Annotated in this window: 4 protein-coding genes; 3 read left to right on the top strand and 1 reads right to left on the bottom strand. The window is 65.5% G+C overall.

Annotated elements, in window-relative coordinates; translation table 11 throughout:
* The first annotated feature begins 20 nt into the window (after positions 1-20).
* Genes ACODTO_RS02490 through ACODTO_RS02480 form a run of 3 tightly spaced genes read left to right on the top strand, consistent with a single transcriptional unit; the run spans position 21 to position 15,695 of the window.
* Positions 21-10,226 (top strand): non-ribosomal peptide synthetase, encoded by a 10,206-nt coding sequence (locus ACODTO_RS02490; protein ID WP_139642326.1) that lies wholly within the window; start codon positions 21-23, stop codon positions 10,224-10,226.
* Complete coding sequence (locus tag ACODTO_RS02485) at positions 10,223-14,050, top strand: non-ribosomal peptide synthetase (RefSeq protein WP_139642324.1); 3,828 nt, start codon at positions 10,223-10,225, stop codon at positions 14,048-14,050. Before ACODTO_RS02490 ends, ACODTO_RS02485 begins: the two co-directional genes overlap by 4 nt.
* 1 nt (position 14,051) lies before the next feature.
* Positions 14,052-15,695, top strand: a complete 1,644-nt coding sequence (locus ACODTO_RS02480) for a cyclic peptide export ABC transporter (RefSeq protein ID WP_139642322.1) — start codon at positions 14,052-14,054, stop codon at positions 15,693-15,695.
* A gap of 191 nt (positions 15,696-15,886) precedes the next feature.
* Here ACODTO_RS02480 and fhuF read toward each other — a convergent pair whose 3' ends face one another.
* Positions 15,887-16,576: a siderophore-iron reductase FhuF gene (gene fhuF / locus ACODTO_RS02475; RefSeq protein WP_139642320.1), complete on the bottom strand. Its 690-nt coding sequence runs from the start codon at positions 16,574-16,576 to the stop codon at positions 15,887-15,889.
* Positions 16,577-16,714 lie beyond the last annotated feature (138 nt).

The following is a 16,714-nucleotide window of genomic DNA, read 5'->3' as shown; positions in this document are numbered from 1 at the left end:
TTGAAATGGACCAAGCAAGCATGAACAACATCGAAGACATCTACTCCCTTTCGCCGACCCAGCACGGCCTGTTGTTTCACAGTGTCTTTGAACCGGATTCGCGGGTGTACTACCAGCAATTGAGCCTGGAAATGAACGGCCCGCTGCAACTCAACGCCTTTCGCGGTGCCTGGCAGGCGCTGATACAGCGCCACGCCGTGCTGCGCAGCGCGTTTCTCTGGGAAGAGCTGGACGACGCCTATCAGGTGGTGCAGCAGGACGTCGACCTGCCCCTGACCGAACTGGACTGGCAGGACCGCGCAGACCCACAGGCCGCCCTGGAACAACTGGGTCTGGAGCAACGGGCGCAACCCCTGGAGCTGAATGAATCGCCACTGATGCGCGTCTGCCTGGTGCGCCTGGCACCCGAGCGCTGGCACCTGATCTGGACCTTCCATCACATCCTCATGGACGGCTGGAGCGTCGGCATCGCGGTGCAGGAATGGCTGGCGCTCTACTACGAGCAAGCCCATGGCCGCCCCGCCCACCTGCCACCGACCCGCGCCTACCGCGACTACATCGCCTGGCTGGCGGAGCAGGACATGGCAGCCACCGAAGGCTTCTGGCGCGAGCAGTTGCAGGACCTCAGCGAACCGACCCCGCTGCCCAGCTTTGCCGTGCGCGAGGCCGCGCCTGCTGGAGCGCCTTTCGCCGAGCGGGAAAGCCTGCTGGATGACAGCGAAACCGAGCAGCTGTCACAGTTCGCCCGTCGCCACGACCTGACCATCAATACCTTGATCCAGGGCGCCTGGGCATTGCTGCTGGGCCAACACGCCGGACGTGACGACGTAGTCTACGGCGTCACCGTCGCCGGCCGCCCGGAGAACCTGGCCGCGGTCGACAGCACCGTCGGGCTGTTCATCAACACCCTGCCGCTGCGGGTGCAGTGGGCCGACAGCCCGGCGCTGGTGGACTGGCTGCAGCAGTTGCAGCACGCCAACAGCGACCTGCGCCACCACGCCTACCTGCCCCTGGGCAAACTCAAGGCGATGACGCGCATCGCCGCCGAGCAGGCGCTGTTCGATTCGATCCTGGTGTTCGAAAACTTCCCGGTCACCGATGCGCTGAACCAGGACACCGGCGGCTTGAGCTTCAGCGCTCCGGCCAGCGAGCAGCGGGCCGACGGCATCACCCTGACCCAGGGTCGCAACCACTTCCCGCTGTCGCTGATCGTGATGCCGGACAAACAGTTGCACTACCTGATCAGCTACGACCGCAGCCGCTTCAGCGACGCCGAGGTCGCGGTGTTGTCCGCACAGTTGCGCGCGATTCTGTTGGCGATGACGGCGCAAGCCCAGTGCCGGGTCAACGAACTCGAGTGGCTGAGCCTGGAAGAACGCCAGCAGTTGTTGGTACAAGGGCTCGGCGCGCAACTGCCGGTATCCCAGGACTGCCTGCACCAGCGTTTCGAACAGCAAGTAGCCGCATACCCCGAACAACTGGCGGTACGCGATCGCCAGGTGGCACTGACCTACCGTGAACTCGATAAACAGGCCAACCGCCTCAGCCAATACCTGCGCGCCCAGGGCATCGGCCACGACAGCGTGGTCGCCCTGGCCATGGAGCGCAGTGCCGATTTCGTCATTGCCCTGCTCGCCACCCTCAAGGCCGGCGCGGCGTATCTGCCGCTGGACATCAAGCAGCCCGCCGGCCGCCTGGCTGACGTGCTGGTAGACAGCCGCGCCGCGCTGTTGATCGGCGCCAGCCCTTCGCCGCTGCTCAAGGGCCTGGCCGAGCACACACCGACGCTATGGCTGACCGAACAGGCCCAGGCCATCGCCGCCCAGCCAGACGTGCCACCCGCCGTGGCCCACAGCCCGAGCGATGCCGCCTACGTGATCTACACCTCGGGCTCCACCGGCACGCCCAAGGGTGTGGTGGTCGAGCACCGGTCCATCGTCGACTACCTGACGGCGGTGCAAGCCGTGCTCAACCCGCCAGCGGCCGCCCGCTACGGCTTGCTGTCGAGCATCGCCGCCGACCTCGGCCATACCCAACTGTTCGGTGCGCTGTGCAGCGGCGCCAGCCTGTTGCTGGTGGATGAAGACAGCGGTTTCAGCCCACTGGCACTGGCCGAACTCTTCGACCAGCATCCGGTGGATGTGCTGAAAATCACCCCAAGCCACCTCGCCGGCCTGTTGCAGGCACTGCCCGATGCCCGCCTGCTGCCCCGCGCGCTGCTGGTGTTCGGTGGCGACGCCCTCAGCCCGGCGCTGCTGGAACAGGTGAACCGCCTGGCACCGGGCTTGAAGGTGTTCAACCACTATGGCCCGAGTGAAGCGACCGTCGGCGCCATCGCGACCGAACTGCCGGCGGGCCTGCGCAGCATCGCTCTCGGCCGGCCGCTGCCGAACCGTCAACTGCAGGTGGTCGATGGCAATGGTCGCCTGGCCGCCATCGGCGTGTCCGGTGAGCTGCTGATCAGCGGCGCCCTGGCCCGGGGTTACCTGCACCGGGACGACCTCACCGCCGAACGCTTCCATGTCGATGCGAACGAACAGCGCTGGTACCGCACCGGCGACCGCGTGCGCTGGCAAGTCGACGGTCAAATCGCGTTCCTTGGCCGAGTCGACAGCCAGGTGAAGATCCGTGGCAACCGCCTGGAGCTGGGCGAAGTCGAGGCGCAGATCAAGCGCCTGTCACCGCTGATCGAGCAGGCACTGGTGCGCGTCGTCGAACTGGACGGCAGCCCACGCCTGGTGGCCTGGCTGGTCGCCAGCCAATCGATCTCACCCGCCAAGCTGCGCAACGACCTCAGCGCCCGCGTGCCGGACTACATGGTGCCGGCGCACTTCATCACCCTCGACGAACTGCCCCTCACCCGCAATGGCAAAGTCGACGTGCAGCGCTTGCCGACACCACAGAAACCCACCGACGACAGCGCCAGCCATGTCGCCCCGCGCAACGAAGTCGAAGCACTGCTGGCCGACATCTGGCAGGACGTTCTCAAGCTTGAACGGGTGGGTGTGCACGACAACTTCTTCGCGCTGGGGGGGGACTCGATCATCAACTTGCAGATCATCGCCCGCGCCAACCAGCAGGGACTGAAGCTCACGCCTCGGCAGTTGTTCGAAAACCGCACCATCGCCGACATCGCCCGGGTACTGGGTGCCGATGCCAGCCAGGGGGTGGCGGAAAACCTTGCCAACGGTTACGAGCTGCCACTGGGCGCCGGCCAACGGGCACGCCTGCAACAGGGCCCGCTCGAGGCCACCTGGCGCTGCGTGGCGCTGGCCCAGGTCATCGACAGCGACTTGCTGGGCCAGGCGATCAGCGCCTTGCAGCAACACCACCAGGCCCTGCGCCTGGCACTCAAAGCGTTGCCCGACGGGCAATGGCAGCAACGGGTACTGGGCTCGGCCAAGGCGCCGCTGATCGCCCACGAGAAACTGGCCGAGTGCGACCCGCTGCACTTGCAAGCCCTGGCCCAGGCCGGTGTCGACGCGCTTGAACTGGATGCTGGCCAGACCTTGCATGCCTGCCTGCTGGACGTGGCTGGCAAGCCGTCCCTGTTGCTGGCCGCTCACCCGCTGTGCGTGGACGAGGCATCCTGGTCGCTGCTGCTCACCGACCTCAACCTGGCGCTGGCACAGCTGATGTATCACCGGCCGGTCCGCCTGTCCTATGCCGGCGGCGATTTCAGCCAGTGGACGCGACACCAGCAGGCACACGCCCAAAGCGATGCCCTCGACGACGCCTGGGAACATTGGCTGCAATACGCCGGCATGGAGCCGCTGCAACTGCCGGAAAGCGAGCAACCCAGCAGCGTGGTCGAACACGCCCTGCCCGCCAGCACCTCCAGCGAACTCAAACGCGTGGCCGAGGTGCTGCAACTGGACTGGAACAACCTGCTGGCCGCAGCCGTGGTCGAACAATGCCGTGAGCTGGGCGGCGACGGCCTGGTTGCACTGAGCGTTCAAGGCACCCGCCCCGCCACCGAGCGCTTGCCTGTCGATGCGCCCATCGCCGTGGCCGACCTCGAACCGGCACGCATCCTCGGCCCCCTGGATCTGGCCGTGCCGTACTTCCTCCAGACCGAAGGCGACAGCCTGCTGCAACGCGTGCAGGCCCTGGTCGCGCAGATGCGCGCCTACCCGCAACAAGGCGTTGACTACGGCGCCTTGCGCTACCTGTCGGACAACACTTACCTGCAAGAGCCCCTGCGCGATCTGCCGGCGGCAGCGGTCGCCATTCGCTGGTTGGGCAACCTCGACAGCCATCGCGAGGAGCACGGCATCCTCACCGGGGTCGAAGCGGCAAATCCACTGGCGGCGTCTGCCTGTCCGCTGACCCTCGACGCCTGGTGGCAGGACGATTGCCTGCACCTGCGCAGCCAGGGCGGCCTCGCCGCGACTTGGGCACCACGGCTCATGCAACGCTTGAGCGAACTCGCCAGGCTGCACAGCGCAACCGACCTGCGCCCTGCCAGCCAGGCCTTCCCGCTGTGCCACACGCAAGCGACGACCCTGGCGGCCGAGCCCCTGGACTGGTCGAACATCGAAGACGTCTACCCGTTGTCGTCGATGCAACAGGGCATGCTCCTGCACACCCTGCTGCAACCCCACAGCGGCATCTACCTGATGCAGCAACGCTACAGCTGGGACGGCGTGTTGCAACGCCCGGCCATGGAAGCGGCCTGGCAATTGTTCCTGCAACGGCACCCGATGATGCGCACCGCGTTCTGGTGGCAGGAAGACCACGAGCCGTTGCAATGCGTCTACCGACAGACCCACCGGGCTTTCGACTGGCAGGACCTGCGCCATCTCGATGAAGAGCAGCAGCGCCTGGCAATGGACCAGGCCCTGGAAGCGCAACGCCTGCAAGGCTTCGACATGGCCTGCGCGCCGCTGACCCATCTGCGGGTGTTCCAACTCGATGAGCGCCGCTTCGCCGTGGTGCGCAGCTTCCACCATATCCTCACCGATGCCTGGTGCTTCGGCCTGCTGATGGAGGACCTGCTGGCGATCTACCAGGCCCTGGTGCGCCAGGAGCCCGTGGCCCGTCCGCGCCTGCGTTCGTTCCGAGGCTACATGAGCTGGCTGGAGCGCCATGACATGGCCGCCGCGCACGCCTTCTGGCAAGCGGAAATGGCCGGTTTCAGCGAGCCGACGCCGCTGCATGTGGACAGCCCCGTGGCCCGCCCCGAGCAGGCACCGGAGCAAGTCGGCGACTTCGACCAGACCCTGAGCATCGCCCAGACCCAACGGTTGCAGCAGTTGTGCCAGCAATATCAACTGACCCCCAACACCTGGATCCAGGGCGCCTGGGCGCTGTTGCTGTCGCGCTACAGCGGCAACCGCGACGTGCTGTTCGGCGTGACTGTGGCCGGCCGCCCGACCGATCTGGCCGGTGTGGAGGAAATGGTCGGGCTGTTCATCAACAGCCTGCCGCTGCGGGTCGACGTCGACCCCGAAGCGCCGGTCGCCGACTGGCTGCAGGCATTGCTGTCGCACAACGCGCAGCTGCGCGAGCACGAAAGCGCGTCACTGGTGGACATCCAGCGTTGCAGCGAAGTGCCCCGTGGCCAGCAGCTGTTCGACAGCCTGGTGGTGTTCGAGAACGCCCCGCTGGACATCAGCAGCGTGCAACTGGACGCCTTCAGCATCGACATCTACGAAGACCGGGTGCACACCAACTTCCCGATGACGGTGGTGCTGTACCCTGGCGATCGCCTGGGCATTCGCCTGTCCTATGACAGCCAGCGCTTCAGCACCGACACCGTGCAGCGCATGCTCGGTCATCTGGTACAACTGCTGTCGAGCATGCTCGATCAGCCGCAAGCGCCCCTGGGCAGCCTGCACATGCTCCCCGAAGCGGAGCGCCAGCAGTTGCAGATCGAGTGCAACCGCAGCGCCGTGGACTTCCCGCTGGAGCGCGGCTACGCGGCGCTGTTCGCCGATCAGGTGCAGCGCCGTGCGCAACACCTTGCCGCGGTCTGCCAGGGCCAATCGCTGACCTACGCCGAACTGGACCGCCGCGCCAACGCCATCGCCCACTCGCTGCAAGCGTCGGGCGCCGGTCCGGAAACCCTGGTGGCGCTGTTTGCCGAGCGTGGCCTGGCCTTGCTGACGATGATGATCGCCACGCTCAAGGTCGGCGCCGCATTCCAGGCCCTGGACATCCAGCAACCGCCCGCTCGCCTGGCGGAACTGCTGAACCTCGGCGAAGCCCCGCTTCTGCTGGTCTGCGAGAGCGCGGCGGCGACGCTGGACAACGTCCTGCCGCAGCTGCGCCGGCAACCCACCTGCCTGATCGCCCAAGCGCTCTGGCAAAGCGGCGCACCAGCACCGGTCAGCTACGCCCATACCCCCGACCAGCTGGCCTACGTGATCTTCACCTCGGGTTCCACCGGCACGCCGAAAGGGGTCATGGTCGAACAACGAGGAATGCTCAACAACATGTTCGGCAAGGTGCCGAGCCTGGGCCTGGGCGAACACGACCGGATTGCCCAGACGGCGTCCGCGGCGTTCGACATCTGCGTGTGGCAGTTCCTCGCCGCGCCGCTGTTCGGCGCCACCGTGCATATCCTGCCCGATGCCCAGGCCCACGACCCGGTGGCCCTGCTCGACGCCGTTCAGGAACACGGGCTGACGTTGCTGGAAACCGTGCCAGCGCTGATTCGCGGCATGCTCCAGGAGAGTCAGGCGCATCACAACCTGGCAAGCCTGCGCTGGCTGCTGCCCACTGGCGAGGCCCTGCCACCGGCCCTGGCGCGGGACTGGTTCGCACGCTTCCCGGCCATCCCGTTGATGAACGCCTACGGTCCGGCGGAATGCTCGGACGACGTTGCCTTCCACCCGATCACCGAGGCACCGACCGACGACTGCCTGCACATGCCCATCGGCAAGCCGACCGCCAACAACCAGGTGTTCGTCCTGGATTCGGAGCTGCGCATGGTGCCCCTCGGCGTTCCCGGTGAGTTGTGCATCGGCGGCGTCGGCGTGGGTCGCGGTTACCTGCGTGACCCGCAGCGCACCCAGGAAGCCTTTGTCCCGCATCCGTTCCAGGCGGACGCACGCCTGTACCGCAGCGGCGACATCGGCCGGATGCGCGCCGATGGCGTGATCGAGTACCTCGGCCGCCGTGACCAGCAAGTGAAGATCCGTGGTCACCGTATCGAACTGGGCGAGATCGAAAACCGCCTGATGCAGCACCCGGCGGTGGACAGCGCTGCCGTCCTGGCGCTGCCCGACGCCCGTGGCGCCTTGCAGCTGGTCGCCTGGTACGTGCTCGACAGCGCTGCCGACCTGGGCGGCGAATCCGCGCAACAGGTGCTGAGCGCTTATCTGGGTACGCAACTGGCGCACTACATGGTCCCGGCCCGCTGGCTGGCGCTTGAGCAATTGCCGCTGAATGCCAACGGCAAGGTCGACCGCCGTGCACTCGCTGCCAAAGGCGTGCCTCAGGCCGAGAGCGCCGATGAGCTGTGCGTGGCACCGCGCACCGCCACCGAGCAGGTATTGGCGGAACTCTGGCAGGAGATCCTCGGCCTGGACAGCGTCGGTGTGCACGATGACTTCTTCGCCATCGGCGGCCACTCGCTCCTGGCTACCCAGGTGCTGTCGCGGATTCGTCGCCGCCTGAACGTCAGCCTGCCGCTGCGCACGCTGTTCGAACGCGGCACCCTGGAGCAACTGGCCACGGCGGTCGACCGGCAACGCGACGCCCAGGTCGTGGCCGAGGGCGACAATGAAATCGCCCTGGCGCCACGTCACCAGCCGCTGCCGTTGTCCTACGCCCAACAGCGCTTGTGGTTCCTCGATCGCTTCGAAGGCCCGAGTGCCGCCTACAACATGAGTACGGTGGTGAGGTTGCGCGGGGCGCTCGACATCCCGGCGCTGCAAGCAGCATTGCAAACTGTACTGGAACGCCACGAATCGCTGCGCACCGCCTTCCACCTCAACGGTGATCAGCCCTGCCAGGTGATCAGCCCGGCACCACGGGTCGACCTGACGCCGACCGAGTTGGCTCAGTTGACCGACGAGGCGCAGGCAGACACCCTGCAACGCCTGATCGATGAGCAGGCAAGCACCCCGTTCGACTTGCAACAGGCGCCGATGCTGCGCGCCAACCTGCTGCGCCTGGGCACGGATGATCATGTGCTGCAACTGGTGCTGCATCACATCGCCACCGACGCCTGGTCCATGGGCATCCTCGTCCAGGAACTGATCATCGGCTATCAGGCGTACACCAGCGGTTCGACGCCGACCCTGCCGGTGCTACCGATCCAGTACGCCGACTATGCCCACTGGCAACGCAGCGAAGCACAGCAACACCTGCTGGCACGGGCCATCGACTACTGGCGGCGCCAACTGGACGGCGCACCGACGCTGATCCCGCTGCCGCTGGATTACCCACGCCCGGCACGTCCCGATTACCAGGGCGCGGCCCTGGAGCAACGCTTCACACCGGCCCAGACCCAGGTGCTCAAGGCGTATGCGCAAGCGCAGCGGGCGACGCTGTTCATGGTCCTGCTCAACGCTTTCAACAGCCTGATGCAGCGTGCCACCGGGGCCAACGATTTCATCGTCGGCACCGACCTGGCCAACCGCGAACACCCGGCCCTGGAACACCTGATCGGGTTTTTCGTCAACGTGCTGCCGATCCGCGCACGCCTGACCGAAGGCGACACCTTCGACGCTCGCCTGCAACGCTTGCGTGAAGATTGCCTGTCGGCCTTCCAGCATCAACAAGTGCCGTTCGACAAGCTGGTGGAGGAGCTGCAACCGCCGCGCACGCCGGGGGTGAACCCGCTGGTCCAGGTGCTGTTCGTCATGCAGAACACACCGAGCGGCAACGCCAACCTGCCGGATCTTGAGGTGGAACACCTGGTCCCGCGCCAGGAGAGCAGCAAGTTCGACCTCGCGGTGTTTGTCGAGGAAGACGAGGAGCAGGGCCTGAACGTGCGCTGGGTGTATCGCACCAGCGTGTTGCAGGAAGCGACTGTCCGGCGTTTCGAGCAAGGTTTCGAAAGCCTGGTCGAGCAGATTGCGGTCTCCGGGCAGGCGCTGGACAACTGGTCCTGGCGCCTCGAGGAAGGCCAGGGCAGCACAGCGCCCGCCCTGCCCGACTCGCCCGCCGACGACGCCACGGCCCGTAGCGCCCGCAAGCTTTCCAAGCTGAGCAAGCTCAAGCAGACCCGCGCCACCGCCGTCAGCCAGCTGGCCCACGAACAGGTGCGCAGCCGCAGCCTGATCCCTGGACAACCCCTGCCGTTGGTGATCGAACCGTTGCTGGGTGACCTGGATCCGGTGCACTGGGCGCTGCAAGCCAGGGAATGGATCAACGGGCAATTGCGCACCCACGGCGGCCTGTTGTTCCGTGGCTTCAACCTGCCGGACGCCGCCGCGTTCGAACAGTTCGCCCAGGCCATCGAACCGGACCTCTATGGGACTTACGGCGATCTGCCGAAGAACACCTCCGGCAAGAACATCTACCATTCCACGCCGTACCCGGAACAACACATGATTCTCTTCCACAACGAGAGCTCGCACCTGCCGCAATGGCCGCGCAAGCAGTGGTTCTATTGCGAGACACCGTCCCCCGTAGGCGGCTGCACGCCCATCGTCGATTGCCGTCAGGTACTGGCGCGGTTGCCGAACGACATCGTCACCCGCCTGAAAACCCACGGCCTGCTCTATGTACGCCACTTCACCGACAAGCTGGACGTACGCTGGCAGGACTTCTTCAAGACCGAACAACGCGAGGAAGTCGAACGCCAATGCCGGGCATCGGGCATGCGCTGGGAATGGCTGGGGGCCGATAACCTGCGTATCGCCCAGCACTGCCCGGCGATTGTCGAGCACCCCGAGACCGGCGAGCTGTCGTTCTTCAACCAGGTGCAACTGCACCACACCGCCTGCCTGGAGCCTGAAGTGCGCAGCAACCTGATCAATCTGTTCGGCCCGGAGCACCTGCCGCGCAACGTCTACTACGGCGATGGCAGCGTGATCGAAGATGCGGTGATGGACGTGATCGGCGCGGCATACGAGGACTGCGCCGTGCGATTTACCTGGCAAAAAGGTGACATGGTGATGCTCGACAACATGCTGGTGGCCCACGCCCGGGACCCCTTTGAAGGCGAGCGCAAGATTTGTGTTGCCATGGGCCAGATGATGCGCCGCGAAGAACTGAAGGAGCATTTGCCTGAAGCGCAGGCGCTGCCGGTGGCGGAGGTGCAGGCATGACGGCTTACGAAAAGCGTGAAGAAGCCTTCGCCCTCTCGCCGCAGCAGCGCAGCCAATGGCTGGGCGGGTTGCCGCCGGTACGGCTGGAGCTGGAGATTCGCGGTGCGCTGGCGCTGGAGCGCCTGCAACAACGGCTCGCCGCGTTGAGTGCTTGCCATGAGGCCCTGCGCTTGCGGGTGCGGCCGGAGCCGGGGTTGCTGACGCCGTTGCAGGTCATTGAGTCCACCGTCACCGCAGCCGATGGGATCACCGTCGAAGTCCAATCGGTGGATGCCGACCGGCACCGGGTCGTGCTGCAACTGCAGGCGCTGAGCGCGGACCGCGGGACCTTGCTGCGCCTGGTGCAGGCACTGGCATCAGCGCAGGCACCGGTGCTCGACGACGAAGCCATGACCTACACCCAATACAGTGCCTGGCTCTACGAATTGCAGGCTGACGACGATGCCGAGCAGGGCCGGCGCTTCTGGGCTACCCAGGCGCTGGACGATTCGGCCGGCGAGTTGCTCTACCGCCAGGTACGCAGCGATCGCGCCGATGCGCCGGTGACCACCCGCCTGATTGCAAACCCGCAATTGGGCATGGCCCTGGACCGTTTTTGCCAGCGTCACGGGGCCTCCCACGAGCAGGTGCTGATGGCGGCCTGGGGCGTCCTGTTGCAGCGCTTGAGCAGCGGCGACAGCCCGGCGCTGACCCTGAACTGGGTGCATGACTGCCGTGACGACTACGAAGAACTCGCCGACTGCTGGGGGCTGTTCGCCAAGCCCCTGCCTTTGCGCTGGGAAGCGGCTCCCGAGCATTCCTTTGCCCAGGCGCTGGCAAAGCTGCAGACGCTCTGCGAACACGCCACCGAATGGCAGGAGTATTGCGGCGCCGGCACCGCCCAGGTGGTCGAAACCGCGCATTACGGCTTTCAATGGGGTGCTCGCCTGCCTGGGCCACTCGGAGTCTTCGGTAGCAGCGCATCGACGCTTGCCGTGCTGGACCTCCAAGCTGTCCCGTCGGGCATGGAACTGCTGCTGGTGGCCGAAACCCTCGGCGGCGACTATCGCCTGAACCTGTCTCACCCGCCGAGCCGCTACAGCGAACAGGCCGCCACGACACTGCTGGAACAGTTGCAGTCGCTGCTGCTCGACGCCCTCGCCTACCCGGACAAACCGCTGTCGGAACTGTCGTTGCAGGCCCCGGGCTTCGCGGCGACGCTGGCTGCCGTGCAGGCCCCGCTCGACGTGCCGCCGGCGTTTACCAGCGTGCCGGCGCGCTTTCGCGAATGTGCCGCACAATTCCCTGGGCACCTGGCCCTGCGCGATCACAACGGGCACTTGAGCTACGCCGAACTGGACGCACGCAGCAACCAACTGGCCCATTACCTGCGCGCCCAGGGTATCGGCCGCGAGGACCGTGTGGCGTTGTACCTGGACCGCTCGGTGCAAATGGTGCTGGCCATGCTCGCCGTGCTCAAGAGCGGCGCAGCGTTCATCCCGCTGGATGCCCAACAGCCCGCGCAACGCTCCCTGGCGATCCTGCAGCAGGCGCAACCGGCCTTCGTCCTCAGCGGCGCGGCCGGCAGCGCACCCGCCCTGCCGTCCGTCGTCAGCCTCGACCTGCGTAATGAAGCCGCCTGGCAACAAGGGCCGACGAGCGCACCGGACTTCGACATCCAACCCCAGGACGCAGCCTACGTGCTGTTCACCTCGGGCAGCACCGGCACGCCCAAAGGCGTCATCGTTGAACACCGGCAGCTTGGCAGCTATGTCGCCAGCGTTTCCCAGCGCCTGAAACTCATGGCGGGCGAGCGCAGCGCAGTGGTTACGTCGCTGGCGGCCGACCTCGGTTACACCCTGCTGTTCCCGGCGCTGCTCAGCGGCGGCGAATTGCACCTGTTGGACAAGGAAACCGCCATGGACGCCCAGGCCTGGGCTGCGTGGCAGACGCAATACCCGATCGATCACTTGAAGATCGTGCCATCGCTGCTCGACGCTTGGTTGATCCATGCCCAAAGCGCTGCCGTGCTGCCGCGCAAGCAATTGATCCTCGGCGGTGAAAGCTGCTCGCGACGCCTGTTGCAGAGCATTCGCAGCCATGCGCCGGCACTGACGATCTTCAACCATTACGGCCCTACCGAAACCACGGTCGGAGTGGTGATGCACGCTGTCGAAGCGGCGGTGGACTATCGTCGCCTGCCCCTCAGCGACCGTCTCGACGGCATGCGCCTGTACTTGCTCGACGACCAGCAGGCCCTGGCCGCTCCCGGCCAAAGCGCCGAGCTGTATATCGGCGGCCCGCAACTGGCACGGGGCTATCTGGACCCACAACAAAGCGCCGACCGCTTTATCGAACTGCCACAATGGCCAGGCGAGCGCCTGTATCGCACCGGCGACATGGCCCGTTATCTTCATGACGGCAGCCTGGAAATCACCGGGCGCGCGGATCGCCAGGTGAAGATCCGCGGCTTTCGCGTGGAACTCGACGAGATACAGGCACAATTGACCCGCCTGCCCGGCGTGGCCCAAGCCGCCGTGGAATGCATCCCTCGGGGCGAACTCGGCCAGCAACTGTTCGCCTTCATGACCCTGGCGCCCGGGCATTCGACCACCGTCGCCCGGCTGCACGGCCAGGCCCAGGATTGCCTGCCGGACTACATGCTGCCGACCCTGCGGATTGTCGAGGCGCTGCCGCTGATGGGTAATGGCAAGCTCGACCGCAAGACCTTGCAGCAATGGGCGGACAAAGTGCTCGACACGGTCGGCAGTGCCTTGCCACGCACACCATTGGAAGCCCTGCTCGCCGACGTCTGGGCGCAAGTGCTGGGCCTGGAGCGGGTGGGCATCGACGATGACTTCTTCGAGCTGGGCGGCCACTCCCTGGCGGCGGTGACGCTTGCCAGTCGCCTGCAGACCGCGTTGTCGGCACCGGTGACGGTCAATGCGGTGTTCAACGCCCCCAGCGTCTCGGCCTTTGCGGCGCTGGTGCAGGCCGAGCTCAAGCTCTCGCCCCTGGTCAGGTTGTCGGCGCTCAATGCCGAGGCCGCCAATCTGTTCTGCTTCCACCCGTCCACCGGCCATGTGCAGGACTACCGCACGCTGCTGGCTCCCCTGCAATCCTGGAACCTCTGGGGTTTGCAGGCGGCCTACCTGGCCGAGGACAGCACCACGCTGGACGGTGATATCGAAAGCCTCGCCGCACTCTACGTCGAGCACCTGCGCCAACAGCAGCCCCAAGGCCCCTATCACCTGCTGGGCTTTTCCCTCGGCGGACTGCTGGCGATTGCCGCAGCCGCGCGCCTGGAAAGCCAGGGCGAGCAAGTGGCCTTTCTCGGCATCATCGACTCGCAGTACCAGCATCAGGCACCGGAAGACAGTGTCGAGGCGCTGCTGGAGTCGGCTGCGCAGGCGCTGACCCTGGACAGCCAGGTGCTGATGCGTCAGTTGCCGCCACCCGTCATCGCCGCGTTGACCGAGCAACTGGGCGCCCTGCCCCCTGCGGCACGCCTGGCGGAACTGGTGCAATGGGCCCGCCAGCAAGGCCTGCAACTCGATGGCGACAGTTGGGACCACTTGCAAACGCGGCTGCGCTACCAGCAACACACTCAGCGCCTGCTGGCCAGCTTCAAGCCTGCACGGTTAAGCTGCCCGGTTCATGTCTGGTGGGCCAGCGACACCCTGGCCCAGGCCGAATTCGTCGACCCGCATTGGGAACGCCTGAGCAGCGGGCCGCTGACCCGCGAAGTCGTCCAGGCGCAACACCTCACCATCCTCGAGCAAGGCGTCCTGCATCAGCAATTGGCGGCGCGTCTCGAGACATTTGCGACACACGGAGCGGTTTGAAATGGATCTGTTGTTACTCATGGCTAAACGCTCATGGCGCGCACTGCTGGTGGCGACCCTGACGGGCCTGATCTGCGGCCTCGCCGCGGCCGGGTTGATCGCCAACATCAACCACAGCCTGACGGTGTTCGATCAGTTGCGTCCGGTGGATGGCCTGTATTTCGGTGGGCTGGTGGTGCTGGTGGCGATATCGCGGGTGATCTCCGACATCAGCCTGCTGCGCCTGGGCCAGGGGGCGGTCAACGACATGCGCCTGCACTTGAGCGCCAAGCTGATCGACACGCCCTATGCGCAGTTGCAACGCCTGGGCAAGCACCGCCTGCTGGCGATGCTGACCGACGACACCCAGACCATCAGCCAGGCAGTGGAGCTGGTGCCGATCCTGTTGGTCAATGCCGGTATCATCGCCGCATGCCTGGCTTACCTGGGCTGGCTGAGCCTGCCGTTGCTCGGTTTGACGATGCTGTTGATTGCCCTGGGCAGCCTCAGTTTCAACTGGCCGCAGCGCCGGGCCTTGACCTCGATCTCCCGTGCGCGGGAGCTCAAGGACCAGTTGTTCGACCAATACCGCCTGCTCACCGACGGCAGCAAGGAGCTGCAACTCAACCACCCGCGCCGGCAGCACTTCTTCACCCGCCTGCTGATACCGGTGAGCCAGCAGTACCGCCGGGACTTTGTACGGGGCATGAGCATCTATGCCCTCGTGCTGAACTGGGGCAATGCAGTGTTCTACTTGCTGATCGGCGTGGTGCTGTTCGCGGCGCCGCAGTTCATTGACCTGAGCGCCAGCCTGGTGACCGGCTATATCCTGGCGATCCTGTACATGATCACGCCGCTGTCGGAACTGATGCACGCCTTGCCGACCCTGGGCCGGGCCAGCGTCGCGCTGAACAAGATCCGCGCCCTGGAAGGTGAGATGCAAACCGCTGAGGAAGCCGTCGGGACGATCTCGCCGACCCAGGTTCGCAGCCTGGTGTGCCGGCAGGTCAGCCATACCTACTATCGCGAGCGCGAGGACGGTCATTTCACCCTTGGCCCCATCGACCTGACCCTCAATGCCGGCGAAGTGGTGTTCATCACCGGCGGCAACGGCAGCGGCAAGACCACCCTGGCCTTGTTGCTGACGGGCCTCTACCGGCCGGAAGGCGGCGACATCATGCTCGACGAGCAAGTCTCCTCAAGCAATGACAACCACCACTACCGCCAGCACTTCTCAGCGATCTTCACCGACTTCTGCCTGTTCGAGAACCTGTTCGATGGCGACGACCCGCAGTTGGTGAAGCAGGCCCAGGACTACCTGATCCACCTGCAGCTGGATCACAAGGTGCACATCGAGGAAGGCAAGCTGACGACACTGGCGCTGTCCACCGGACAACGCAAGCGCCTGGCGCTGCTCAGCGCCTATCTGGATGATCGTCCGTGCTATCTGTTCGACGAGTGGGCAGCCGACCAGGACCCGGTGTTCAAGCACTTTTTCTACACCCGGATCCTGCCGGACCTGCGCGAGCGCGGCAAACTGCTGATCGTCATTTCCCATGACGATGCCTACTTCGGCCTGGCGGACCGGCTGATTCGTATCGAGCATGGCCAGCTCAGCGAAATCGCGCCCCAGACCATTGTGAAAACGCCGGCCATGCTCTCCTGAAGCAGTCGATAGACCTGTGGCGAGGGGATTCATCCCCGCTGGGCTGCAAAGCAGCCCCAAAGCCCTGGTACTCGATATCAAGTGGATTGAGTCACCTATGTTGGGGCTGCTGCGCAGCCCAGCGGGGATAAATCCCCTCGCCACAGGTTCATCGTTCTTCTTAGGTGAACAGCATTACCCCCTAACGGGGCTCACGCTTCTTCATAGATGTAATGCAGGTAGCTCACCTGCTCCGCCAGGGGCAGGCGATGCAGTTTGGGGCAGGACTCGCAGAGCACCGGCGGCTGGCCTTCGACGGGTTCGTGCAGTTGGTAATGCAGGCAGCAATGCCGGCGCAAGGGCAAACACGGGCAGATCTGCGGCGCGGGTGATTCGACCATGCGTTGCAGGCCCCGCAACTTCAGGCGCCCGTCATTCACCGTGACCGGTTCCAGCCACTGGTGCGCCTCGGCAAACCCATCCCGGGACAGGTCGGGGTCCATTCGCGCGAACGCACCATCCCAGATGGCAACCATGTTGCCCCACAGTATCTTCGGTGCCAGGCCCCCGGCGGCGGCCAGGGTCGCGAACAGCGGTGCCAGGTGCTCGTGGACCAACCGTGACCAGTAGGCCGCGTGCTCGTCCGGGCCCAAAGCCGGTAGTCGGCTTGCCAGCCCCAGGGCCGAAGGCTGACCGTCATCGTGCAACAGCACCGCCTCTTCGCCCCAGAAATCGATGGCGCTGTGGCGGGTCAACACACAGGCCAGGGTCGCTGGCAGGACGATGCTCATGTAGTTCATCGACCATTGCGACGCCACGGCGGCGCGATTCACCCCCGGATAACGCAGGGCAAAGCGGGCCAGCAGCGGTTGCAGCACCTCAGGGTCGGCAAGTCGGCTCAACGCAACGGAGGGCTGCTCGCCAGCCCCCTGCCGGATCACCCGCTGTATCGGCGGCCAGGCCTGATTGAGCCATTCTGGAAATTCGATGGCGGGTCTCCCTTTCCCTAATTAATGCAAACGATTAGCATTGGCTGATCC

It is taken from the genome of Pseudomonas sp. FG13, from assembly GCF_057809755.1.
This window is presented reverse-complemented; position numbering and strand designations above follow the sequence as displayed.

What these genes read in the sequence shown, in the direction of transcription:
- ACODTO_RS02480 (WP_139642322.1), top strand. Translation starts at nt 14,052, where the DNA reads ATGGATCTGTTGTTACTCATGGCTAAACGCTCATGGCGCGCACTGCTG.
- ACODTO_RS02490 (WP_139642326.1), top strand. Translation starts at nt 21, where the DNA reads ATGAACAACATCGAAGACATCTACTCCCTTTCGCCGACCCAGCACGGC.
- ACODTO_RS02485 (WP_139642324.1), top strand. Translation starts at nt 10,223, where the DNA reads ATGACGGCTTACGAAAAGCGTGAAGAAGCCTTCGCCCTCTCGCCGCAG.